Source organism: Mesorhizobium sp. LjRoot246, assembly GCF_964254115.1.
GTDB lineage: Bacteria > Pseudomonadota > Alphaproteobacteria > Rhizobiales > Rhizobiaceae > Mesorhizobium.
Genome location: NZ_CAXUSN020000001.1, coordinates 2028413 through 2048668, shown reverse-complemented (window position 1 = coordinate 2048668; position 20256 = coordinate 2028413). Strand labels below are relative to the sequence as shown.

19 protein-coding genes are annotated in these 20256 nt (G+C 64.2%); 7 read left to right on the top strand and 12 right to left on the bottom strand.

What is annotated here, in order from left to right; all coding sequences use genetic code 11:
- Positions 1-67: 67 nt before the first annotated feature.
- Together ACSQ3L_RS09895 and ACSQ3L_RS09890 are read left to right on the top strand one after the other, a co-directional pair.
- A complete protein-coding gene (locus tag ACSQ3L_RS09895; protein WP_436159767.1) occupies positions 68-1231 on the top strand; it encodes an efflux RND transporter periplasmic adaptor subunit in 1164 nt (387 codons plus the stop codon).
- Positions 1228-4359, top strand: a complete 3132-nt coding sequence (locus tag ACSQ3L_RS09890; protein ID WP_436159766.1) for an efflux RND transporter permease subunit — start codon at positions 1228-1230, stop codon at positions 4357-4359. Before ACSQ3L_RS09895 ends, ACSQ3L_RS09890 begins: the two co-directional genes overlap by 4 nt.
- A gap of 64 nt (positions 4360-4423) precedes the next feature.
- Here ACSQ3L_RS09890 and ACSQ3L_RS09885 read toward each other — a convergent pair whose 3' ends face one another.
- From ACSQ3L_RS09885 to ACSQ3L_RS09860, 6 genes are all read right to left on the bottom strand, one after another.
- Entirely contained in the window at positions 4424-4834 is a 411-nt protein-coding gene (locus tag ACSQ3L_RS09885; protein WP_436159765.1) for a GtrA family protein, read from the bottom strand.
- Positions 4831-5640, bottom strand: a complete 810-nt coding sequence (locus ACSQ3L_RS09880) for a ChbG/HpnK family deacetylase (RefSeq protein WP_436159764.1) — start codon at positions 5638-5640, stop codon at positions 4831-4833. The genes ACSQ3L_RS09885 and ACSQ3L_RS09880 overlap by 4 nt, the downstream gene beginning before the upstream one ends.
- A complete protein-coding gene (locus ACSQ3L_RS09875) occupies positions 5637-6626 on the bottom strand; it encodes a glycosyltransferase family 2 protein (protein ID WP_436159763.1) in 990 nt (329 codons plus the stop codon). Before ACSQ3L_RS09875 ends, ACSQ3L_RS09880 begins: the two co-directional genes overlap by 4 nt.
- Complete coding sequence (locus tag ACSQ3L_RS09870) at positions 6619-7782, bottom strand: glycosyltransferase family 87 protein (protein ID WP_436159762.1); 1164 nt, start codon at positions 7780-7782, stop codon at positions 6619-6621. Before ACSQ3L_RS09870 ends, ACSQ3L_RS09875 begins: the two co-directional genes overlap by 8 nt.
- Before the next feature lie 199 nt (positions 7783-7981).
- Entirely contained in the window at positions 7982-9019 is a 1038-nt protein-coding gene (locus ACSQ3L_RS09865; protein ID WP_436159761.1) for a zinc-binding dehydrogenase, read from the bottom strand.
- A gap of 53 nt (positions 9020-9072) precedes the next feature.
- Entirely contained in the window at positions 9073-10314 is a 1242-nt protein-coding gene (locus tag ACSQ3L_RS09860; protein ID WP_436159760.1) for an acyl-CoA dehydrogenase family protein, read from the bottom strand.
- A gap of 115 nt (positions 10315-10429) precedes the next feature.
- Here ACSQ3L_RS09860 and ACSQ3L_RS09855 point away from each other — a divergent pair, with 115 nt between their 5' ends.
- From ACSQ3L_RS09855 to ACSQ3L_RS09835, 5 genes are all read left to right on the top strand, one after another.
- Entirely contained in the window at positions 10430-11245 is an 816-nt protein-coding gene (locus tag ACSQ3L_RS09855) for an SDR family oxidoreductase (protein WP_436159759.1), read from the top strand.
- 39 nt (positions 11246-11284) lie between these two features.
- Positions 11285-11770: a MaoC family dehydratase gene (locus ACSQ3L_RS09850; RefSeq protein WP_436159758.1), complete on the top strand. Its 486-nt coding sequence runs from the start codon at positions 11285-11287 to the stop codon at positions 11768-11770.
- A complete protein-coding gene (locus tag ACSQ3L_RS09845; protein WP_436159757.1) occupies positions 11767-12801 on the top strand; it encodes a phosphotransferase family protein in 1035 nt (344 codons plus the stop codon). Before ACSQ3L_RS09850 ends, ACSQ3L_RS09845 begins: the two co-directional genes overlap by 4 nt.
- Before the next feature lie 168 nt (positions 12802-12969).
- Complete coding sequence (locus tag ACSQ3L_RS09840) at positions 12970-13614, top strand: TetR/AcrR family transcriptional regulator (protein WP_436159756.1); 645 nt, start codon at positions 12970-12972, stop codon at positions 13612-13614.
- 211 nt (positions 13615-13825) lie between these two features.
- Positions 13826-14074 (top strand): DUF680 domain-containing protein, encoded by a 249-nt coding sequence (locus ACSQ3L_RS09835; RefSeq protein ID WP_436159755.1) that lies wholly within the window; start codon positions 13826-13828, stop codon positions 14072-14074.
- Between the two features lie 49 nt (positions 14075-14123).
- On the opposite strand, the gene ACSQ3L_RS09830 is transcribed toward ACSQ3L_RS09835, so the two are convergent.
- The 6 genes from ACSQ3L_RS09830 to ACSQ3L_RS09805 form a co-directional block, all read right to left on the bottom strand.
- The gene (locus tag ACSQ3L_RS09830) at positions 14124-15173 is read right to left on the bottom strand and encodes a Gfo/Idh/MocA family protein (protein ID WP_436159754.1); all 1050 of its coding nucleotides are present in this window, start codon (positions 15171-15173) and stop codon (positions 14124-14126) included.
- A gap of 46 nt (positions 15174-15219) precedes the next feature.
- Positions 15220-16005: a ThuA domain-containing protein gene (locus ACSQ3L_RS09825; RefSeq protein ID WP_436159753.1), complete on the bottom strand. Its 786-nt coding sequence runs from the start codon at positions 16003-16005 to the stop codon at positions 15220-15222.
- A gap of 89 nt (positions 16006-16094) precedes the next feature.
- Complete coding sequence (locus ACSQ3L_RS09820) at positions 16095-16325, bottom strand: hypothetical protein (RefSeq protein WP_436159752.1); 231 nt, start codon at positions 16323-16325, stop codon at positions 16095-16097.
- Positions 16326-16383: 58 nt separating this feature from the next.
- Positions 16384-16968, bottom strand: coding sequence for a sarcosine oxidase subunit gamma (locus ACSQ3L_RS09815; RefSeq protein ID WP_436159751.1), 585 nt, complete (start codon positions 16966-16968; stop codon positions 16384-16386).
- The gene (locus tag ACSQ3L_RS09810; protein WP_436159750.1) at positions 16961-19954 is read right to left on the bottom strand and encodes a sarcosine oxidase subunit alpha; all 2994 of its coding nucleotides are present in this window, start codon (positions 19952-19954) and stop codon (positions 16961-16963) included. Before ACSQ3L_RS09810 ends, ACSQ3L_RS09815 begins: the two co-directional genes overlap by 8 nt.
- The gene (locus ACSQ3L_RS09805) at positions 19951-20247 is read right to left on the bottom strand and encodes a sarcosine oxidase subunit delta (protein ID WP_436159749.1); all 297 of its coding nucleotides are present in this window, start codon (positions 20245-20247) and stop codon (positions 19951-19953) included. The genes ACSQ3L_RS09810 and ACSQ3L_RS09805 overlap by 4 nt, the downstream gene beginning before the upstream one ends.
- Between the last annotated feature and the right edge of the window lie 9 nt (positions 20248-20256).

The following is a 20256-nucleotide window of genomic DNA, read 5'->3' as shown; positions in this document are numbered from 1 at the left end:
GGGATGCGTTGCCACGTCTACTTCATTTTGGGGAAGCCGGTAGACATTTTCACCAACCGGAGTGCCGATGGCCGCCTGGAAACAGATACTTTTTGCGCTGGTGGTGCTGGTGGTGGCGGCAGGCGCCTGGCTACGCTTTTATCCTGGCGCGCACGACGTGCTGGCACGCTGGGGCATCGACTGGGCTTATGCGGCAGCGCCCCCGGCTGAAACCGGTGCCGCCAATGCCAGGCAGGCAAATGGCCGCAATGGCGGCAACCAGCGGGTGAACGTGGTCGCCCTGGCGGCCACTTCGGCTGTTATCAACGACCGCCTGCAGGCGATCGGCACCGGCCGTGCCAACGCCTCGGTGACCGTCAATCCCTACAGTTCCGGCCGCCTCGCCGAACTGCTGGTCGAATCCGGCGGCCATGTCGACAAGGGCCAGATCATCGCCACCCTCGATTCCGAAACCGAAGTGATCTCGCAGGACCGCGCCAAGCTCGCTTTGCAGGATGCGCAATCCAAGCTCGACCGCGTCAAGTCACTGCGTGCCTCCAATGCCGCGACCCCGGTCGCCGTGGCCGACGCCGAAGTGGTGCTGGCGGGCGCCAAGCTGGCGCTCCAGGATGCGGAACTTGCACTGCAGCGCCGGTCGATTCTGGCGCCGATCGCCGGCACCGTCGGCATCCTGCCGATCTCGGCCGGCAACTATGTCACCAACCAGTCGGCGATCGCCACGCTTGACGATCGCTCCAGCATTCTGGTCGATTTCCTGGTGCCGGAACGTTTCGCCGCCGCCGTCAAGGTCGGCGCGCAATTGACGGCGACGCCGATCGCCAATCCCAGCAATGCCTATACCGGCACGGTTTCGGCCATAGACAACCACATCGATGAGAAGAGCCGTACCCTTCTGGTCAAGGCCAAGATCGCCAATCCGGCCGATTCGCTGCGCGCCGGCATGTCGTTCGGCATCACCATGAAATTCCCGGGGCAAACCTATCCGGCCGTCAGCCCGCTGGCGATCCTGTGGGGTTCGGATGGCGCCTATGTCTGGCAGATCGAGGACGGCAAGGCCAGGCGGGTCCCGGTGCGCATCATCCAGCGCAACACCGAGACCGTACTGATCGACGCGGAGATCGACAGCGGTGACATGGTGGTCACCGAAGGCACGCAGAGCGTCAGCGAAGGCGGCGCGGTCCGCCTTGCCGGCGAAGAGCAGCGCGCCGCGGACGCCGCCGCAGGCTCATGACCGGGTCCGTCAACGCCGCCAGCGAGACCGGCTTCACCGCCCTGTTCATCCGCAGGCCGGTGATGGCCTTCGTGCTGAACACCCTTATTGCCGTCGCCGGCCTGGCCGCCTTCTATGGCGTCGAGATCCGCGAATTGCCCGACGTCGACCGCGCCGTCGTCACCGTTTCCACCGCCTTCGAAGGAGCGGCTGCCGAAACCGTCGACCGTGAACTGACCGACACGATCGAGGGCGCCGTCGCCCGTGTCTCCGGCGTCAAGTCGATCTCGTCTTCCTCCTCATTCGGGTCGAGCCGCGTCACCATCGAGTTCAACGATGGCGTCGATCTCAATGTCGCCGCCTCGGACGTGCGTGATGCCGTCGGCCGCGTCGCCAACCAGATGCCGGAAACGGCCGATCCGCCGCGCATCGTCAAGGCCGACGCCAATTCCGACCCGGTGATGCGACTGGCCGTGACCTCGGACAACATGTCGATCCAGGACATGACCGTGGTGGTCCAGGACCAGATCGAGGACGAGCTGGCCGCCGTGCCCGGCGTTGCCGACGTCCAGGTCTATGGCGACCGCGACAAGATCTTCCGCATCGACGTCGACCAGAACAAGCTCGCCAGCCTCGGCTTCACGGTCGCCGACCTCAGGGCGGCGCTTGCCTCTGTCGCCTTCGATTCACCGGCCGGTTCGATCACCACGACCGATCAGGACCTGATCGTCCGTACGACCGCCGACGTGACCACGCCCGAAGAGTTCGAAAACATCATCGTCGGCGGCACGACGCGCATCCGCGACGTCGCCACCGTCACGCTCGGCCCCGACGTCGGCCAGACCACGCTGCGTTCGGATGGCAAGACCGGCATTGGCATCGGCATCATCCGCCAGGCGGAATCGAACACGCTGGACATTTCGACCGGCGTCCAGGCCGCCGTCGCCAAGCTGCAGGAAAACCTGCCGAAGGGCATGGCGATCAAGATCACCAGCGACGACGCGGTCTTCGTCAAGGGCGCGGTGCACGAGGTCGAGATCGCGCTCGGCCTGTCGGTGACCATGGTGCTGATCGTCATCTATATCTTCCTGCTCGACTGGCGCGCGACGCTGATCCCGGGACTGTCGATGCCGGTCGCCATGATCGGCACCATCGCCGCCATCTATCTGGCCGGCTTCTCGGTCAACATCCTGACCCTGCTCGCTCTGGTGCTGGCGACGGGACTGGTTGTCGACGACGCCATCGTCGTGCTCGAAAACATCGTGCGACGACGCAACGAAGGCATGGGGCCGCGCGCAGCCGCCGTACTCGGCGCGCAGGAAGTGTTCTTCGCCGTCATCGCCACCACCTTGACGCTGGTCGCCGTCTTCGTGCCGATCTCGTTCCTGCCCGGCCAGACCGGCGGCCTGTTCCGCGAGTTCGGTTTCGTGCTTGCCATGTCGGTGCTTTTGTCCTGCGTCGTGGCGCTCACACTTTGCCCGATGCTCGCCTCGCGCATGCTGTCGAGCGCATCGCTCCACCACGAAGGCGGCCACGGCATCGGCGCCCGCATCGGCGGCGCGCTCAACACTGCCTACAAGCGCGCCCTGCATGCCTGCCTCGATGCGCCATGGATCGTGCTTCTGGTGGCGGTGCTGTTTGCCGGCACCGCCTTCACGCTGTTCGGCACCATCCGCCAGGAACTGACGCCGACCGAGGACCGCGCCGCCGTGCTGTTGCGCATCAGCGCCCCGCAAGGCGTCAGCCTCGACTACACGACGCAGCAGATGCAGAAGATCGAGAGACTGATTCAGCCGATGCGCGATGCTGGCGAGATCCGCAGCACCTTCGAGAATGCCGGCCAGAACGGCTCCTACAACTCCGGCTTCATGGTGATGACGCTGGCGCCATGGAACGAGCGCAGCCGCAGCCAGCAAGAGATCATGGCTGAGATCAGCCAGCTGACCAGGCGGGTGCCGAGCGTGCGCATCTTCCCGGTGCAGCCCAACAGTCTCGGCATCCGCGGCGCCGGCAACGGCCTGCAGTTCGCGCTGGTCGGCAACAACCGCAAGACGCTCAGCGACGCGGCCGTGAAGATCATCGCCGAGATGCAGAAGGATCCGCGCTTCCAGACACCGCGCCTGTCGATCGACCCGACGCAGCCGCAGCTTGCCGTCGCCATCGACCGCGAGCGCGCCTCCGATCTCGGCATCGACATCGCCGGGCTGGCCAACACCTTGCAGGCCATGCTCGACGGCAACGACGTCGTCGATGTCTACATCGCCGACCGCAGCTATGGCGTGAAACTGGTCTCGACCACCAATCCGATCAACGATCCGACCGACCTCGAAAACATCTTCCTGAAAACGGCCGACGGACGCTTCGTGCCGATGTCGACCATCGCCACGCTGACCGAGCGTGCCGTGCCGCCGTCGCTGTCGCGCGAGCAGCAGCAGCCGTCGGTGGCCATCACCTCCAACCTTGCCGGCGACTTCGCGCTTGGCGATGCGCTCACCCGGGCCGAGGAGATCGCCACGCCGCTGCTGCCTGCGGGCAGCCGCATCCTGCCATTGGCCGAGGCTGCGACATTGGGCGAGACCAACAGCGCCATGGTCACCATCTTCGGCTTCGCGCTGGTCATCATCCTTTTGGTGCTGGCCGCCCAGTTCGAGAGCTTCGTCAGCGCCGTCATCATCATGGCGACGGTGCCGCTTGGCCTCGCCTGCGCGATCTTTGCCCTGTTGCTCTCGGGCACCAGTCTCAACGCCTACAGCCAGATTGGCCTGGTGCTGCTGGTCGGCGTGATGGCCAAGAACGGCATCCTGATCGTCGAATTCGCCAACCAGTTGCGCGACCGCGGCCTTGGCGTGCGCGAGGCGATCGAACAAGCCTCGATCATCCGCGTGCGGCCGGTGATGATGACGATGATCTGCACCGTGCTCGGCGGCCTGCCGCTGGTGCTGGCGAGCGGCGCCGGTGCCGAGGCGCGCGTCGCGCTCGGCTGGGTCATCGTCGGCGGACTTGGGCTGGCCACCGTTTCGACTCTGTTCCTAACGCCGGTCGCCTATCTCCTGCTTGGCCGCTTCGTCACGCCGAAAACCCATGAGGAAGCCCGGCTGAAGCGCGAACTCGAGGAAGCCGCCTACACCAATGTAGAGCCGGCGGAGTAGAGAAATTCCAGGAAAAGTGTGTAGCGGTTTTCCGTCCGGAATTTCGTAAGAAAAATAGTCCCGCCTATCTCAGGAACCGGCCTTCGATCGACCAGCGCGCGGCGAGGAAATTCAGCACCGCCGCCACCACCACACCGCCGATCTTTGCCGGCCACACCCCGGCGATGCCGGCGAACAGCGCGATCGAAAGGCTGGAGACGCCGAGTGAAATCAGCCCTCCAAGCGAGGCGAAACGAAGAAACGCGTCATGCAGCCGGATGGCTCGATTGCGCTCGAACGACCAGAAGCCGTTCGCCGCGAACGAGAAGGTGACGGCGACGAACCAGGCAGCGATGTTGGCGGGCAGCGGCAAAACCCCGAGCTTGAGCAGCAGGAAGAAGCTGGCAAGGTCGATGGCTGTGTTGGCAAGTCCGACAATGGCGAAGCGGACGATCTTGTTGCCGGTCGAACGCGGGGGCCGCTCGGCGTCGCTCATCCCTTGCCATCCATGATTGCGACACCTGCGCGGGCGAGGCTGGCGCCGAATTCGTCCGACGCGAGGACCGCGAATTCGACCTCGCGCACGCCTTGCATCGTGTCGCGCGCGCGCAGCCTCTCGTCGACATGGCCGGGGTGGCACATGAACAGCCCGCGTTCCGGCAGCCCTTCGACGGCCGCCTGCAGAACCGGAGCGAACTTTTCGGGTTGCCGCCAGTCATAGATGCCGGCAAGCGGCTCGAAAAGGGTGAAGCCGGCGCTCTGCATCGACCGGTTGAAGCCGGCAGCGAGCGCGGCAATCGCCGCGACTTTCGAGCCTACGGCCAGCGCCGGGGCGCCGCGCAGTGCCGGTCTGTCGGCGCCTTCAGGAAACCGCGCGCGCAGCCATGTCCGCACGACGGGAAGGAAATGCACATGCTGGTGCCCGTCGACGAAGTCGGGCCGGCGCCCTAGCGCCTCGACGAAGCGGCTATACTGGGCGTCGAGTTCCGCATGGACATCGCGCTCGGCGATGGGGCCACGCAAGACAGGCAAGGCCAGCGAGCGGAGCGGCGGCAGCCGGCCTTCAGGCGCCAGGCTCGACCGGCCGGCGACGGCCAACTGGTCGGTCAAGGTCAGATGCAGCCCGACTGCTACACGGCCGCATAGAGGTTTTATGCGCGCCGCCTCCTGCGGCCATTCCGGAAAGCCGGTCATGCAGCTGGTGCCGGTCAGGCGCCCGCGATCGAGCAGGTCGAGGATGGCGGCAGAGACGCCGGGCGCCAGGCCGTAGTCGTCGGCGATTAGGCGAATGCGCCGCGTCATGTGTCGGGAGTGCCGGGCGTCGGCCTAGCGGGGACGGCGTCGCTGCGCACGACATCGCGCACGAGATAGACCGGTCGATCCTTGCTCTCTGAGAGCGTGACCCAGACATATTCGCCGATCAGGCCAAGCAGGGTCAGGTTGAGGCCGCCGAGCAGCACGACGGCGACCAGCAGGCTGGGGTAGCCCGGAACGGCGATGCCGTAGAAGATCACCTCGAAGAACACCTTGGCGCCGTAGACCGCGCCGGCCAATGCGGCAAGCAGGCCGCTGAGGCTAATCAGGCGCAAGGGAATGACCGAAAACGAAGTGAACCCTTCGAGCGAGAAGGCGATCAGGTTGAGGCGGCTCCATTTCGACGTGCCGCTGGCGCGATTTTCCGGCGAATAGGGTAACGCCTTCTGGCGAAAGCCCGCCCAGGCAAACAGGCCCTTGTTGAAGCGACGCTTGTCGCGCAGGCTGGTCAGAGCGCGTGCGACGGCGCCGCGCATGACGCGGAAATCGCCGGCATTTTCGGGAATGTCGAAACGCTGGCTGCTGTTGATCAGGCTGTAGAAAAGCCGGGCAAGCTGGCTGCGCCGCCAACTCGCCTCGCGGCGGTCGTTCTGCGCATAGACGACGTCGATGTCCGGATGATCCACCAGCTCGGCGATCAGCTTCAGGCTGATGTCCAAGGAATGCTGGAGGTCGGCGTCCATGATCAGCACCATGTCGCCGCGCGACTGGTCGAGGCCGGCCAGTACGGCGACTTCCTTGCCGAAATTGCGGCTGAGACGCACGATCTCCCAGGACCCCGTCAACGCCTGCGAAAACCGACCAGCGCCATCGTCACGACTGCCGTCGTCGACCAGGATCTTGTGCACGGTCATGCCGAAGCGCTGTGCCACGACTGCTTCGAGTTCGCCGAGCAGGCGTGCGAAGGCCGATGCCGATGGCGCCTCATTGAAGAACGGCGCGACGATATCGAGGCTCTGTCGCAACTCAGCCATTCGCGACTCCCGCATTCATCACCTTTTCCCGCGCCTTGGCCCAGAACCACCAGATCAGGGAACCGGCGACAAAAGTGACCGCTATCGGCCGGAACCAGGGGTAGAGGAAATCGTGCACATGGCGATCGACACCGCTCAGCCCGGTCACGAACAGCGTCATCGACAGCACCGAGGCCAGGACGCCGCCTCGTTCTTCGCGCCACAATAGGGCGATGGCGAGACCGGCAGGTACGGCGATCATCGCATAGGTGTTGGGCTCGACGCGCGGGTTGAAGACGCACATGTAAAAAGTGGCCGTCAGGAAGATCGCAAGCTCTGCCGGTCCGCGTTCGAGCTTGCGGTCGAACCAGAGCACCGCCGAAAGCGTGAATAGGGCCATGACCAAGCGCACGATCGTGGCACCGAATTCCGGAATTGGCAGCCCTATTCTGGTGAACGGCGCCGTGAAATCGGTGGGCACGAAACGGCTGGTGTTATCGACGGCCATGGAGGTCAGCATCTGGGCGAAGACGCGATACTGATCGTTGAGATAACCGGCGGGAGCAAAAGCGTAAGGCAGCGCGAGCACGAACAGCACCGCCAGCACCAGCACCAGTATCAACCGGAGCCGAAGGGCTCCTACCAACAACAGCATGATGATCGCGGTCGGCTTGGCGATGACGGCAAGCGACGCCCAGAAGAACGTCTCCAACCGCCGCCCTTCCAACGCCGACAGGGTGAGAAGCCAGCAGGCGCCGGTGAGCAGGATTGTCGCCTGGCCGTTGCGGATCGCGCCCAGCGCCATCGGCAGAGCGAGGAAGAGACCGAAAGAAAGCAGCCACATCAACTCGCCGCCGCCGAGCTTGCGCACCTGCCGCATCGCGGCGTAGGTCAGCACCGCAAAGCCGAGGGTGTGCCATACCACGCCGCCCAGATGCGGGCCGAGCTTGGCTATTGGAATATAGAGCGCGGCAAAGGCCGGCGCGTAGAGATACCCCATCTCGGATTGGGTATCGTAGAGTGGCAGACCGGCCAGAAGCGCCTCGCTGCCGCCTATATAGGCCTTCCATACCGTCCGCGTGTGGGGCGACCACAGGACCATGGCGAGAACGACCAGGAACGCTCCGATCCACAGGCTAAACCCCAAACGGTCGAAAACCGGCTTGGAAATCGTCATCAAGGCACCCCACACAATCCGGAATAAAGCGCAGTCGAGCCCTTGTCCGGCATTCGATGGCGGCGACATATCACGGACAAAGCGGCGTGGCATAGGGGCTGAGAGACGCGGATACCGGACCGACGAGGCTGGCGGCAATAGGCACCAGCATTTTCTGGCCATCGAGAGCCCCTGAAGACTTCGCATTCGAAGACCTTTGCTAAGGCTTGATGAACACCTTGCCGTTGGGCTTGGCCAGTTCGGCCGGCAGCCGCGACATGGCCTCGTCAAGCGGCACCACCGCCGTTACGTCGGTCGACCAGCGCCCGTCCGAAAATCGCTTCTGCGCTTCCAGGATCGCCGGGCCGCGGCGGTCGCGGAACTGGCGCATCCACTCGCTCAGCCAAAATCCTTCGATATGCTTGTGCTGGAAGATCAGTTGGCCGGGCTCGCGGATAACAGTGGCTTCGGGATCGAGCCGCCCATAGATGATCCAGCGCGAACGCTTCGGCATGACGTCGAAGATGGCGGAAGCCAGCGGCCCGGTCACCGCGTCGAGGAAGATGCGCGGCTGTTCGGCCTTCATCACCTCGCGCAGCGCCGTCTTGAAATCCGGCGCTTTTTCGTTGAGGACATATGCCGCGCCAAGTTCTTTTAGCGAAGCGATCTGATCGTCGCGGCGCACGGTGACGATGGGTCGAAAACCCTCTTCCCTGGCCAGGCCTGATATCAGCTTGAAGAGCTGGCTGGCGCCGGCGGTCATGACGAAGGCCTTCTCGCCTTCCTGTTTGACGATGTCGAACATGGCGAGCGCGGTGAGCGGGTTGACGATCATCGCAGCGCCATCCTCGTCGCGGACGGTGTCGATGAGCGGGATGCAGACTGCCGCTTCGGCGACGGCATAGTCGGCCCATGAGCCCCAGTTGGTGACGCCAGTGGCAAAAGCAACGCGCTTGCCGATCAGGCTTTTGGGATAGGGCTCGCCACCGCTGGCGACGACGATGCCGACGCCCTCGAAGCCGGCCGGCTGTCCCTTGGCGCGCGGCTGGCCGTACTGGCCCTTGATGAACGCGATGTCGGATGGGTTGATCGAGGCGAGGCTGACCTTGATCAGCACCTGCGTCGGCCTGGGTGTCGGCACGGCGATGCTGCCCGGCTCGAGATAAGGCTCCATCGCCTCCAGCACACTGCCGCTCGGCGTCCTGGTGTAGCCATCGCCAACCAGCAACAGCGCCTTCATTTCGGAGGGAATGGCCATCGGAACACTCCTTGCTTGGACCTGCCGGCGTTGCCGGATGACGATGCCGGCGCTCAGACCTTTTCCTGCATGTATTTCTTCAGCTCGGTACGCGCCACCTGACGGCGATGCACGGCGTCCGGCCCGTCGGCAAGGCGCAATGTCCGTAGATGCGTCCACGACCGCGCCAGCGGCGTGTCCTGGCTGATGCCCTGCGCGCCGAACATCTGCACCGCCTCGTCGGTGACCTTGAGCGCGACGCGGGGTGCGATCACCTTGATCTGGCTGATCCAGGGCGCGGCGGCCCGTGCGTCGCCCTGGTCGATCATCCACGCCGCCTTGAGGCAGAGCAGGCGGGCCATCTCGATCTCCATGCGGCATTCGGCGATGATGTCGAAATTGGCGCCGAGCTTCGCCAGGGGCTGGCCGAAGGCCTCGCGGCGCACGGACCGCTGGCACAGCATTTCCAACGCCATTTCGGCCTGGCCGATGGCGCGCATACAGTGATGGATGCGGCCGGGGCCGAGCCGCCCCTGCGCGATCTCGAAACCCCTGCCCTCGCCGAGGATCAGGTTCGATGCCGGTATCCGCACATTGTCGAAGCGGAGGTGCATATGGCCATGCGGCGCATCGTCGTCGCCATAGACCTGCATGGCCCGCACCTTGGTCACGCCATTTGTGTCTGAAGGCACCAGGATCATCGAATGGCGGCGGTGCTGCGGCTCGCTGTCGCCGCCGGTTCGGACCATGACGATGTAGATGGCGCAGCGCGGATCGCCTGCGCCCGACGCCCACCATTTCTCGCCGTTGAGCACATAGGCGTCGCCCTGGCGCTCGCAACGCATGGCAATGTTGGTGGCATCGGACGAGGCAACATCCGGCTCGGTCATCAGATAGGCCGAGCGGATCTTGCCGTCGAGCAGCGGCTCCAGCCACGCCTTCTTGTGGTCGGCCGAGCCGTACCGTTCCAGCACCTCCATGTTGCCGGTGTCGGGTGCGGAGCAATTGAAGGTTTCCGCACCGAGATGCGTCTTGCCCATCTCCTCGGCCAAATAGGCGTATTCGACGGTGGAAAGGCCGTAGCCGCGTTCCGAACCGGTCAGCCAGAAGTTCCACAGGCGGCGCTCTCTCGCGGTCTTCTTCAGTCCTTCGAGGATCTCGCTCTGGCGCGCCGTATAGACCCAGCGGTCGCCTTCCTTGCCCACCTCGCTGAGGAATTCGCTGTCGAGTGGCATGATTTCGTCGCGCACCATGGCCGCGACGCGCGCGTGGATCGGCTTCAGCCGCTCGGTCATGCCGAGATTCATCTCCGTCATCGGTCGCTAACCCTTCATGCACGCCAGGCATTTTGTCGGTGGCAAGGATGACCGTACTTCGGATAGCCTTGTCAACGCGAACTGTTTGCCCGCATGCCGAGCGCGGAGGATTGTGATGAGCTATCTGGACGAGCTGTTTTCGGTGGCCGGCAAGATCGCGCTGGTGACAGGTGCCGCGACCGGCATCGGCCGCATGGCGGCGACCGCGCTGGTCAGGGCCGGCGCCAGTGTGATGATCGCGTCGCGCAAGGGCGAGGATTGCACCAAGGTCGCCGCCGAGCTGAATGGACTTGGCGCACCGGGCCGGGCCGAGGGCTTTGCCGGCGACGTCTCCAGCGAAGCCGGCATTGCCGCACTCGTCGCCGAGGTCAAAGCTCGGACCGGGAAACTCAATATTCTCATCAACAACGCCGGCGTCTCCTGGGGCGCGCCATTGGAGAGCTTTCCCTACTCGGCATGGGCCAAGGTGCTCGGCGTCAACGTCACCGCGGTCTTCCACCTGACCCGCGAATTGCTGCCGCTGCTGGACGCCGCCGCCAGCGACGCCGATCCAGCCAGGGTGATCAACCTCGGCTCGGTGATGGGCACGCAGCCGCTGGCCGACGACGCCTATTCCTACACGGCGTCCAAGGCTGCCGTGCATCATCTGACGCGCACCCTGGCGCTCGAGTTCGCCGCCCGCCGCATCACCGTCAACGCCTTCGCTCCCGGCCCCTTCCAGAGCCGGATGACGGCATTTGCAACCGCCACGGAAGAACAGGCCACGCACGTCGGCAGCCATGTTCCGATCGGCCGTATCGGCGCACCGGATGACATTGCCGGCGCAACGCTCTATTTGTGCAGCCGTGCAGGCAGCTATGTCACTGGCGCCATCCTGCCGATCGACGGCGGACAGTCGGTGCAGCATGGGTTGACGCTGTTCAAGGAATGACATTTTCCGGCCATAGAAGCCGGGGGTGAACTGGAGGACATGGGCGTGGAACCGATCAGTCTCGATGTGCTTCTGGCCAATATCGGCAAGGAAGTCGGCGTGTCGCCGTGGCGGGTGGTCACGCAACGCATGATCGACCAATTCGCCGATGCCACCGACGACCACCAGTTCATCCACTGCGATCCGGAGCGGGCCATGCGCGAGACGCCATTCGGCGGCACCATCGCACACGGCTTCCTGTCGCTGTCGCTGCTGTCGGCGATGACCTTCGAGACCATGCCGCCGCTGGAAAACAGCAAGATGGGCGTCAACCACGGCTTCGATTCGCTGCGTTTCCTGGCGCCGGTGAAGACCGGAGCGCGCATCCGCACCCGTTTCGTGCTGGCCGACGTCAAGGTCAGGCCGTCGGGCTGGGTGCAGACCGCCCATGACGTGACGATCGAGATCGAGGGTTCGAAGAAACCGGCGCTGACCGCCCGCTGGCTGACGCTGACCCTGATCGAACGCCAGCCCGAGACGGCATGAACGATCCGAACGTTCTAGACCAAGCAGCGCTTGCGCCTTACCTCGAGGCGAACATACCGGGCTTTTCGGGGCTTCTATCCATCGAGAAGTTCAAATCCGGCCAATCGAATCCGACCTATCTCATGACGGCGGCAAGCGGCCGTTACGTGCTGCGCGCCAAGCCGCCGGGGCAGTTGTTGAAGTCGGCGCATCAGGTCGACCGCGAATTCAAGGTGATGGGCGCGCTTGCCGGCACTCCCGTGCCTGTGCCGCGGATGCTGCATCTGTCCAAAGAAACCTCGCCGATCGGCCGCATGTTCTACGTGATGGATTTCCTCGATGGCCGCATTTTCTGGGATCCGGCGCTGCCGGAGGCAAGCGGCAATGAAGAACGCGCGGCGATCTACGATGCCATGAACGACACCCTCGCAGCACTGCACGATGTCGATGTCGAGGCTGTGGGTCTCGGCGATTTCGGCCGGCCGGGCAATTATTTCGAGCGCCAGCTGGCGCGCTGGACCAGCCAGTACCGCGCCTCGGAAACTGGCACGGTCGCCGACATGGACCGGCTGATTGCCTGGCTGGAAACGCATATGCCCGCTGATGACGACCGGATCTCGCTGGTGCATGGCGACTACCGGCTGGACAATCTGATCTTCGCTTCGGACCAACCAAAGGTGTTGGCGGTGCTCGACTGGGAACTGTCGACATCAGGCCACCCCTTCGCCGATATCGCCTATCAGTGCATGCAATGGCGGCTGCCGCACGCTTCCGGTTTTCGCGGCCTGGGCGGCATCGACCGCGCGGCACTCGGCCTGCCCTCCGAAGCGGAATATGTCGCCGCCTACTGCCGACGGCGCGGGCTCGACGGCATCGGCAACTGGACGTTCTTCCTCGCCTTTTCCTTCTTCCGGCTGGCTGCAATCTGCCAGGGCGTCTTCAAGCGGGCGCTGGACGGCAATGCCTCCAATCCGGAAAAAGCCAAAACCTATGGCGAGGCGGTGAAACTGCTGTCGCATCTCGCCGCGAAACTGATCGACAAGGAGGCGTGACGATGGGCCACTTTGACGGGGCAACAATGCCGATACGGAATGCTGTCGGATATGGACGAGCGTCAGCGCCATCTGGAGCTTGCCGTTTGGGAACCTGTCGCGCTCTTGTCCGTTTCCGTACAGCGTATATAATTTAGCCAGGCACCAACCCAACGAAGGCACCAGATCTTGCCGCCGAGCGTCCAGACACGCCGCGAGAAACAAAAGGCAGAACAGCGCTCCGAGCTGGTCGCGGCCGCCCATAAACTCGTCCAGGAAGAAGGCTATGAGGGCCTGACCATCCGCAAACTGGCCAAGCGGGTCGGCTATGCTCCGATGTCGGTCTATTCCTACTTCGCCGACAAACAAGACATCCTGTTTGCGCTGGCGGAAGATGCGTTCGAGACGCTCGCCCGACATATCGAGGAGCATTCGTCCGACGATCCGATCGAGGCGTTGCAGGCGGTGATGACCGAATATGCCGCCTTCGGGCTTGGCAATCCCAACGAATACCGCACCGTGTTCATGACCGAAAAGACCAAACTGCCGGAAGGCAGAAGCTACGAGGACATGGAAGAGGGCAACCCGGCTATGAAAGCGCTGATCAGCCGGGTCGAGGCCTGCGTCGCCGCCGGCAAATTGCAGGGCGATCCGCGCGCCATCGCCACCATGCTGTGGGCGGTCGGCCACGGCACGATCTCGCTGCTCATCACCTTTCCGTTCTACCCCTTCGGCGATCCGCAGGCTTTCGTGAAGCGGATGTGCGATTTCACGCTTGCCACGCTCAGCACGCAAAACGTGCCGCCGCTGACCGAGACCCCGGTCAACTGCTGAACGCCAGCTCCGTTCGTTTCCATATTTCCTCTCCGCCCTTCCCCGCCAAACCGGGGCGAATTTCTTGGTTAACAAAAAATTTACCGTACGCGTACGGTTTTGCCTTGAACTTCGCGATCGACGGACGTATCTGTACAGCGCATCGTACATGTACGAGAGAAATTCACCCGTCGGTACGAATTGAATTCGACCCGGAAACCGGAGACTGACAATGAAAAAGACACTTCTCACCCTCGCCGCCGTGCTGGCACTGTCTGGCTCGGCCTTTGCCGCCAACACCACCCACCCGGTCAAGCATACGCCGGCTGCAACTTGCATCGACACCAAGACCAACGTGAAGCTCGATTGCGCTTCGACCGGGTCGGTCGAGAAGAAGGGCGCCACGGAAAACACCGCTGAAGGCAAGAGCCCGCGGCTCGGCATCAGCATCAATCCGTGGATTGTGCCGAGCGCATTCTGATATCCGCAGAAATCACGTCTGGCCGGCACAGGCCGGCCAGGTAAGCATTTCAGCCGACCGAGATCGGCAGATTAGCCACTGAACTTTCGAAGGCGGCGTCGATCAGCTTCTGCATGTCGGCGGCGCGCCGGAACGATGGATCGCCATTCCGGCCGGTGTCCAGCGCATCGGCAAAGCGCCGGGCATTGCGCTTGACACTGGGCAGTGCCAGCTTTTGCCAGCGCTGCAGATCGACATCCCCACCGAGACAAGCGGACAGGTTCGATACCTTGCCGTCGGTCTCGACCTTGATGGCGCCCTTGGTGCCGTGCAGGGCCAGCGACAGATCGTTGGCGTGGCCGGTCGTGTAGCGGCTGGCCACGATCGTGGCGAGCGCGCCGGAGTTGAGCCGCGCCGTCATTGCCACGCTGTCATTGGCATCCAGCACATAGTCGCCGATACGCTCGCCCTCGGCCTTCGGAAACGTCACCAGATCGGCGTGGAGGCTGACGATGTCCTGATCGGCGCCATAGGTCGCGAAGTCGATGATGTGTATGCCGATATCTCCGAGCACACCGGTCGAGCCGTGTCGGCTCGACAAGCGCCACAGCCATTTGTCCTCGACCTGCCAGTCGCCCCATGATTTGCTGACCAGCCAGCTTTGCCGGTAGCTCGCCTCGACATGGCGCAACGCGCCGATCTCGCCGGCCTGGACCATGCGCCGTGCCTCCTGGATCGCCGGCGAGTTGCGATAGGTGAGGTTGACCATGTTGACCACCCCGGCTGCCTCGGCCGCTTCGGTCATTGCCAGTGCGTCGGTATGGTTCGGCGCCAGCGGCTTTTCGCAAAACACGTGCTTTCCCTCAGCAAGCAGCGCCAGCGTCGTCGCCATATGCGCACCATCCGGCGTCGCGTTGATGGCGGCATCGAACTGGCCCCAGGCGATCGCCGCTTCCAGGCTCTCGAAGGAATCGCCTATCTTGCTGGCGGCGGCGAACGCCGCCGCGCGGCCGGGCATCTGGTCGACGCAGGCGACGATGCTGCAGCCCGCAATCCCAGCAAACTCCTCGACATGATGCCCGGCGATGCCGCCGGTGCCGAGCAGAAGAATTCGATGCATCAGTTCAGGCCCCCAATCACCTCACGCCCCAATCAACTCAGGCCTCTTAACTCAGGCCTTTGTCGCCGTCGGCATGCAGGCGCAGCCCCTTCTGGACGATCTTCTCCTTGGCTGCATCGGTCGGCACGTTCGACGCATTGGTGATGCCGGACCAGGCCGGCGCCTGGTTGTGCGCCCAGTGCACCGCATTGCGCAGCACCTGCTGGACGCCCTCATTGTGATAGATCGGATAGGTCTCGTGGCCGGGCGAGAAGTAGAATATCCGTCCCGCGCCGCGCTGATAGGTCAGCCCCGACCGGAACACCTCGCCACCCTCGTACCAGGAGACGAACACGGTCTCGAGCGGCTCCGGCACAGCGAAGGGCTCGCCATACATTTCGGTCTCGCCGATCTCCAGGCATTCGCCGATGCCTTGCGCGATCGGGTGGCCGCGGTTGATTGCCCAGACGCGCTCGCGCTCGCCCGCCTCGCGCCATTTCAGCGAACAGGGCGTGCCCATCAGCCGCTTGAAAATCTTCGAGTAGTGGCCGGAATGGAGCACGATCAGGCCCATTCCTTCCCACACCCGCTTCTGCACCCGCTCGACGATCTCGTCCTTGACCTCGCCGTGCGCCGCATGACCCCACCACAAAAGCACGTCGGTGGCCGCCAGACGCTTTTCGCTCAGGCCGTGCTCGGGCTCTTGCAAGGTGGCGGTGGTCGCCTCGATGCCCTTGTCCTGGTTGAGGGCCGCGGCAATGGTGCCGTGCATGCCTAATGGATACAGGTCGCGCACAGCGGCGTTGGTCTGCTCATGGACATTCTCGCCCCAAACGATCGCTTTTGTCGGCATTTTCATCTCCCAAAGCGCTTTAAATCGCGCATCAATTAGCGCATCCGTCATGGGCTTGAGAAGATGCGATCAGCCGAAGCAGATAGAAATTATGGTTTGCGCTTCTTGCGCCCGGGAACGGTCTTGGCCTTGCCTGGTTTTTCAGGTGCGCCGGAAATGGACGATCCGGTGATCGACACCGGATCGCTGGCCGGGAACGTGTCTTCGAGGCCTTCCTCGAGTTCCTCTTCCGCACTCACCTCGCGATGTCGCTCATGTTCGAGCGAGCGAACGGCAGGCGTCTTCTTCACCGGCGACTTCGGCGCGGAATTCGACGGCATCGGCATTCTCCCTCGGCGTGCGGTTGCAGAACGAGCGTGCCTGCAAAACGTTCCGAGTTCAGACCGCCGCGTCGCGCGATCCCTCGGACAGGAAAGTAAAGACATAGTCCGAGAAGGAACGCCAGCATTCAACCCGGAAGGCGTCCGCCGCCGTGCGCAGCAGCACGATCTCGGTCTTGCCCAGGATGGTGCGCGACGCCGCGCCGACCGGGAAGGCGTCGAGCGACAGATCCTGCGGACAACCCGCATTGACCGTCGCCGCTGCACCGGCGCCCGTCACTGATATCGCGATGTTGCGATGCGAGATGCCGACCGCCGAATGCAACGCGGCAACCCCGGCGCAATCGGCGAGCGGATCGTTGCCGGCCTCGTCGATGACAAGCCATTCGTCGGGGCCGAGCCACAAGGCGGTGCGCCCGCCCTTCGAGGCGGATGTCTTCGGCTTTTTCGGCAAGGTCACGCCGAGCGCCTTCGAAAGCGCCGCGACCGAAGGCTCTGGCGCACGCAATGACATGCGCTCGGCCGGCGGCAAGACCTCGACCTTGGCGCCGGCAGCAGTGGTGCTGCGTCCAGCCAGCGCCGGACGGCGTTCCACCGAAGGCGATGCAGCCGGAGCCGTCTTTCTTGCAGCGGCCTTAGCCATTGAGGCGCCCTCCCGTCTCGTCGAAGAACACCATGCCGGTAATCTCCACTTCGATCACCCCGTTCGGCATCGGCACGTAGAGGGTCTCGCCCATCCGGTCGCGGCCGCCGGCGACCAGCGCCAATGCGATCGAGCGGCCGCAATTCTCCGACCAGTAGCTCGAAGTGACGTGGCCGATCATCTTCATCGGGATCGCCTGCTTCGGGTCCGCGACGATCTGCGCGCCTTCTTCGAGCACCACCTTGGGGTCTTTCGTTTTCAGGCCGACCAGTTGCTTGCGGCCCTTGGCGACCAGGTCCGGCCGAGTCAGGCCGCGGATGCCGACGAAATCGGTCTTCTTCTTGCCGACTGCCCAGTCGAGACCGGCATCGTTCGGCGTCACCGTGCCGTCGGTGTCCTGGCCGACGATGATGTAGCCCTTTTCGGCGCGCAGCACGTGCATGGCCTCGGTGCCGTAGGCGGCAGCGCCATGCTTCTGACCTTCGGCCCACAAGGCTTCCCAGACGGCCTGACCATAGTCGGCAGGCACGTTGACCTCGAAGCCGCGCTCGCCAGTGAACGACATGCGGAACAGCCGGGTCGGTACACCGCAGATCTTGCCTTCGCGCACCGACATGTGCGGCAGCGCTTCATCGGACATGTCGATGCCTTCGACCAACGGCGCGATGATGTCGCGCGACTTGGGTCCCTGCACGGCGATGACAGCCCATTGCTCGGTGATCGAGGTCAGCCAGACATTGAGATGCGGGAACTCGGTCTGGAGATAGTCCTCCATGTGGTTCATGACACGCGGCGCACCGCCGGTCGTCGTCGTCACATGGAAACGGTCCGGTGCCAGCCTGCCGACGACGCCGTCATCATAGATGAAGCCGTCCTCGCGCAGCATGATGCCGTAGCGGCAGCGGCCGGGCTCCAGCTTCTCCCACGGGTTGGTGTAGAGCAGTTCCATGAACTTGGCCGCATCCGGCCCGACCACTTCGATCTTGCCCAGCGTCGAGGCGTCGAACAGGCCAGCCGTCTTGCGCACCGCGACGCATTCACGGTCGACCGCGGCATGCATGTCTTCGCCTGCCTTGGGGAAATACCAGGCACGCTTCCACTGGCCGACATCCTCGAACACCGCCCCTTGCGCCTCGGCCCAGGGATGGATTGCCGTTTTGCGCGTCGGGTCGAACAGCGGACCGCGTGCATGGCTGACGATCGCGCCGAAGGTCACTGGCGTATAGGGCGCCCGGAACGTGGTCAGGCCGACTTCCGGGATCGGCTTGCCCAGCATCTCGGCGGCAATCGCCAGGCCATGCATGTTGGAGGTCTTGCCCTGGTCGGTCGCCATGCCGTTGGTGGTGAAGCGCTTGACGTGCTCGATCGAGCGCATGCCTTCATGCACCGCCTGGCGGATGTCCTTGGCGGTGACGTCGTTCTGGAAGTCGACGAAGGCCTTTACCGTCGTGTCCGGCCCGGCGCCGGGGGCCGCACCCAGCATGCCGCGCGACCAGCTCTCCGAGGCGTCGACCTTCGGCTTTGTACCCTTGGCGGTTTTCGCCCCGGCATCCTTCGCCGCCTTGGCGCCCGCGGCATAGGCCTCGTCGACTGTCGCCGACAGCCCGTCCGTGCCGTTGCAGGCACCGACCGAGACGCAATCCTGCGCGTACGTGCCCGGCACGAAGCGCTTGGTCTCGTCGTTGAAAGCGACCTTGCCGCGCGATTGCGAGAACAGATGCACCGACGGCGTCCAGCCGGCCGACATCAGGATCGCATCGACCGGGATGGTGCGTTCGCCGCCGCCATTCTTCGGCTGCACGGTCATCGACGACACCCGCAATTTGCCGCCGGCACGGATGACCGCGCGGCCGAAATTGATCTCGATGCCGAGCGCCCTCGCCTCGTCGATCACCGGCCCGGTCGGATTGTCGCGCAAATCGACGATCGCCGCCACGTTGACGCCGGCCTTCTTCAGGTCGATCGCCGCCGCATAGGCTGAATCATTGGCGGTGTAGACGCCGACATTCTTGCCGACCGCGACGCCATAGTGGTTGAGATAGGTGCGCGCCGCACCCGCCAGCATGATGCCCGGCCGGTCGTTGTCGGCGAACACCATGTGGCGCTCGATGGCGCCGGAGGCCAGCACCACGCGCTTGGCCCTGACCTGCCACAGCCGCTCGCGCGCCAGATCGTGGCCGGGGGCCTTCAGATGATCGCTGACACGCTCGACAAGCGCGACGAAATTCTGCGCGTAATAACCGAACGCCGTCGTGCGCGACAGCACGCGGACGTTGTCCATCGCAGCGAGCTTCGCCACGGCACCTTGAGCCCAGGCAAAACCGTCCTGGCCGTCAATTTTGGCGCCGCTTTCGAAACGCAGGCTGCCGCCGAACTCGGCCTGCTCGTCGGCGAGGATGACCCGCACGCCCGTTTCAGCCGCTGCCAATGCTGCCGCGATGCCCGCCGCACCGCCGCCCAGAACCAGCACGTCGCAATGCGCATAGCGCGATGAATAATGGTCCGGATCCGGCTGGTCCGGGGAAACGCCAAGGCCAGCCGCGGCGCGGATCTTGGGTTCGTAGAGGCTCTTCCACGCCGCCTTCGGCCACATGAAGGTCTTGTAGTAGAAGCCGGCCGAAAACAGCGGCGACGCGATATCGTTGACCGCGCCGACATCGAACGACAGCGACGGCCAGCGATTCTGCGACTGCGCATCGAGCCCGTCATAGAGCTCCTGCACGGTCGCCCGCACGTTCGGCGTCTTGCGCGCCGCGTCGCGCTTGATCTCGACCAGTGCGTTCGGCTCTTCCGCACCCGCCGACAGGATGCCGCGCGGACGGTGGTACTTGAACGAGCGGCCGACCAGGTGGACGCCATTGGCAAGCAGCGCCGAGGCCAGCGTGTCGCCCTCGATGCCAGCATAGGACTGGCCGTCGAAGCTGAAGCGCGCGGTCTTGGCCTGCTTGAAGCGGCCCGCGCCGGGAATGCGGAACGCGCCGCTCATTTGCCAACTCCCGGCAGCTTGGAGGGTTTAGGCTCGCCGGCCTTGTAGGTCATGACGAACTTGTCGGTGACGGTGTCCCGCACGGCGTTGAAGAACCGCGCGCAGCCATGCATGTGCCGCCAGCGTTCATAAATGGCGCCCTTGGGATTAGAGCGGATGAAGAAGAATTTTTCGAAATCGTCGTCGCTCTCGCCAGCCATGTTGGCCGAGCGCGCTATATGCGCCTCGCCGGCGTTGCGGAACTCGAGTTCCGGGCGCTCTTCCTCGCAATAGGGGCAGCGGATGAGAAGCATTTTGGTTCG

Excerpts from the sequence above, each read along its gene's own strand:
- ACSQ3L_RS09835 (WP_436159755.1), top strand. The coding sequence starts at position 13,826 with ATGAAAAAGACACTTCTCACCCTCGCCGCCGTGCTGGCACTGTCTGGC.
- ACSQ3L_RS09805 (WP_436159749.1), bottom strand. The coding sequence starts at position 20,247 with ATGCTTCTCATCCGCTGCCCCTATTGCGAGGAAGAGCGCCCGGAACTC.
- ACSQ3L_RS09845 (WP_436159757.1), top strand. The coding sequence starts at position 11,767 with ATGAACGATCCGAACGTTCTAGACCAAGCAGCGCTTGCGCCTTACCTC.
- ACSQ3L_RS09870 (WP_436159762.1), bottom strand. The coding sequence starts at position 7,782 with ATGACGATTTCCAAGCCGGTTTTCGACCGTTTGGGGTTTAGCCTGTGG.
- ACSQ3L_RS09855 (WP_436159759.1), top strand. The coding sequence starts at position 10,430 with ATGAGCTATCTGGACGAGCTGTTTTCGGTGGCCGGCAAGATCGCGCTG.
- ACSQ3L_RS09825 (WP_436159753.1), bottom strand. The coding sequence starts at position 16,005 with ATGCCGACAAAAGCGATCGTTTGGGGCGAGAATGTCCATGAGCAGACC.
- ACSQ3L_RS09820 (WP_436159752.1), bottom strand. The coding sequence starts at position 16,325 with ATGCCGTCGAATTCCGCGCCGAAGTCGCCGGTGAAGAAGACGCCTGCC.
- ACSQ3L_RS09815 (WP_436159751.1), bottom strand. The coding sequence starts at position 16,968 with ATGGCTAAGGCCGCTGCAAGAAAGACGGCTCCGGCTGCATCGCCTTCG.
- ACSQ3L_RS09880 (WP_436159764.1), bottom strand. The coding sequence starts at position 5,640 with ATGACGCGGCGCATTCGCCTAATCGCCGACGACTACGGCCTGGCGCCC.
- ACSQ3L_RS09885 (WP_436159765.1), bottom strand. The coding sequence starts at position 4,834 with ATGAGCGACGCCGAGCGGCCCCCGCGTTCGACCGGCAACAAGATCGTC.
- ACSQ3L_RS09895 (WP_436159767.1), top strand. The coding sequence starts at position 68 with ATGGCCGCCTGGAAACAGATACTTTTTGCGCTGGTGGTGCTGGTGGTG.
- ACSQ3L_RS09860 (WP_436159760.1), bottom strand. The coding sequence starts at position 10,314 with ATGACGGAGATGAATCTCGGCATGACCGAGCGGCTGAAGCCGATCCAC.
- ACSQ3L_RS09890 (WP_436159766.1), top strand. The coding sequence starts at position 1,228 with ATGACCGGGTCCGTCAACGCCGCCAGCGAGACCGGCTTCACCGCCCTG.
- ACSQ3L_RS09875 (WP_436159763.1), bottom strand. The coding sequence starts at position 6,626 with ATGGCTGAGTTGCGACAGAGCCTCGATATCGTCGCGCCGTTCTTCAAT.
- ACSQ3L_RS09810 (WP_436159750.1), bottom strand. The coding sequence starts at position 19,954 with ATGAGCGGCGCGTTCCGCATTCCCGGCGCGGGCCGCTTCAAGCAGGCC.
- ACSQ3L_RS09865 (WP_436159761.1), bottom strand. The coding sequence starts at position 9,019 with ATGGCCATTCCCTCCGAAATGAAGGCGCTGTTGCTGGTTGGCGATGGC.
- ACSQ3L_RS09850 (WP_436159758.1), top strand. The coding sequence starts at position 11,285 with ATGGGCGTGGAACCGATCAGTCTCGATGTGCTTCTGGCCAATATCGGC.
- ACSQ3L_RS09830 (WP_436159754.1), bottom strand. The coding sequence starts at position 15,173 with ATGCATCGAATTCTTCTGCTCGGCACCGGCGGCATCGCCGGGCATCAT.